The sequence below is a fragment of the Listeria valentina genome (assembly GCF_011800755.1).
Taxonomy (GTDB): Bacteria; Bacillota; Bacilli; order Lactobacillales; family Listeriaceae; genus Listeria; species Listeria valentina.
On the sequence record NZ_JAATJW010000122.1, the window covers coordinates 1 to 1,854 of the forward strand.

The following is a 1,854-nucleotide window of genomic DNA, read 5'->3' on the forward strand; positions in this document are numbered from 1 at the left end:
AGCGATTGAACAATTGTAATGGGTAAATGATAAAATACGCAGAGAAAACGTAGATTGATGAGTTTTCTCTGCTTTTTTTGAGGGTACCCATATTACCCGAAAGTGCCTGCTGCTTGCTAATGTGTATCGTTTTTTGAATCTAGGGCATAAAAATCTACAGTCTGAAACGAGCAAATTGATATTTGCTCGTTTTCCAGTCAAGACCTATTTAAATAGATACTTTTCTCGCTAGGCACATAATTCCAGCAATAACTGCTAAAACTCCTGGCACAATCCAAAGGAATCCAACTAAAAAGAAACCAATAACACCTAAAATAAGTGTCAAAATTCCCCATAACTTAGCATTTTTCTTGATAAAAAATGAAAAGATAAGTAATAAGATGCCAGCGACTAATGCAAAGATGGCTAGGATAACAACCATACCGCTCGTTGCTGCTAGGATTTCCATATCAGAAGTGTTATACGCAGTGCTTGTCGCAAATTCCGATGACTGTGATGCAGCGCCTAATATTCCTCCACCTAAAATACCAAATAAGCCAGCAATTATCCCTGTAATTCCTGCTATTAAGGTTAAAACAAATTCAGCTTTTCTTGGATTCATTTCCGCCTCTCCCTTTTTCCTTTTTTGTCATAATATACAATATTCGACTTTATTATCATAACATAAATATCTCCACAAATCGTGACGAATTATTGACAATTTGTCTAAATCCTACTTTTCTAAGTATAAAAATACCTCATGTATCTTTAAAGCAATGCACTTATTCCCAGTATAATTGGGATCGGCACTAAACTAAAAAGCGTAGACAAAATGCTATAGTGTGAGGCGAGTTGTCACCGTCAAGTTAAATTGAGCCACTTTTGCTCATTAATTTTGAGCCACTTTCTTTTGTTTCTTTTTTTGCTCAAAAATTCCTTCTCGATGTTTTAATCGGAAGCTGTCTCCCGACAGCTGGATAATTTCAGAACGTTGAATAATACGATCAAGAATGGCACCGGTAATAATTTCATCCCCAATTAACTGTCCCCAATCATTTGGGGACTTATTTGAAGTCAAAATAATCGATGTATTTTCATAAATTTCATTAATAAAAGGATGGTCCCACCATTCCATATATTTATATCTCGAATGTGACAGGACAAAGGCGACGACGTAAAGTTTTATTCGTTGCTTGTTTTCCGTCGTTACCCAGATTTGTCCAAAATCAATCTGATCTTGTTCTCCCATGGGTGGATCAGGAATCGCTTCGTATTTCCGTTGGTGCACTTGCTTAGGTAATTGATACTCTTCACGAAGATTTTTCACATATCGTCTGAGTGTACTTTCCACGATATTCTCAAAGCCACGTTCTTCCAGCCAATCTTGAATTTGAGCGGTTGTTAAATTAGGATAAGTTCTTAACCAGTCTAAAATTCGTTCTTTGTGTTCATCTAATTTTTGTTTTCGGTGTTTGGTAGACGCGAGCCACGTAGTAAACATTTCAACGTCTTTATCCCGGTATTTAGTAACTGTGTTTCTAGAAATGCCCAGTTGTTTTGCGATATTTCTTTGAGAAAAGCCTAAGGCTTCCAATTCTTTTATTTTTGAATAAATCATGAATTTTCTCTCCACCTGTTTTGCCTCCGGATAAAATAGTCTCTTCTATTCTATCGGAAACAGTTAATTTTATAGGTGGCTCAAATCTAAATGAGCAAAATTGGCTCACTTTAGTTTAGCAGTCACATTTTGTTATTTACTAGCATTTCTTTACAAAATATACACTAACAAATAGCACCTCCAAGACTCTTCCATTCTTATTTTACTTTACTTCTCGTTTCTCGAAACTTCCATCCATAGATAATAAGTAGCAACAC

2 protein-coding genes are annotated in these 1,854 nt (G+C 35.8%); both read right to left on the bottom strand.

Going from position 1 to position 1,854, the window contains the following annotated elements; all coding sequences use genetic code 11:
- Positions 1–208 precede the first annotated feature (208 nt).
- The gene (locus HCK02_RS13670) at positions 209–601 is read right to left on the bottom strand and encodes a DUF4064 domain-containing protein (protein WP_167630651.1); all 393 of its coding nucleotides are present in this window, start codon (positions 599–601) and stop codon (positions 209–211) included.
- Positions 602–868: 267 nt separating this feature from the next.
- Entirely contained in the window at positions 869–1,597 is a 729-nt protein-coding gene (locus HCK02_RS14155; RefSeq protein WP_167630652.1) for an ATP-binding protein, read from the bottom strand.
- Between the last annotated feature and the right edge of the window lie 257 nt (positions 1,598–1,854).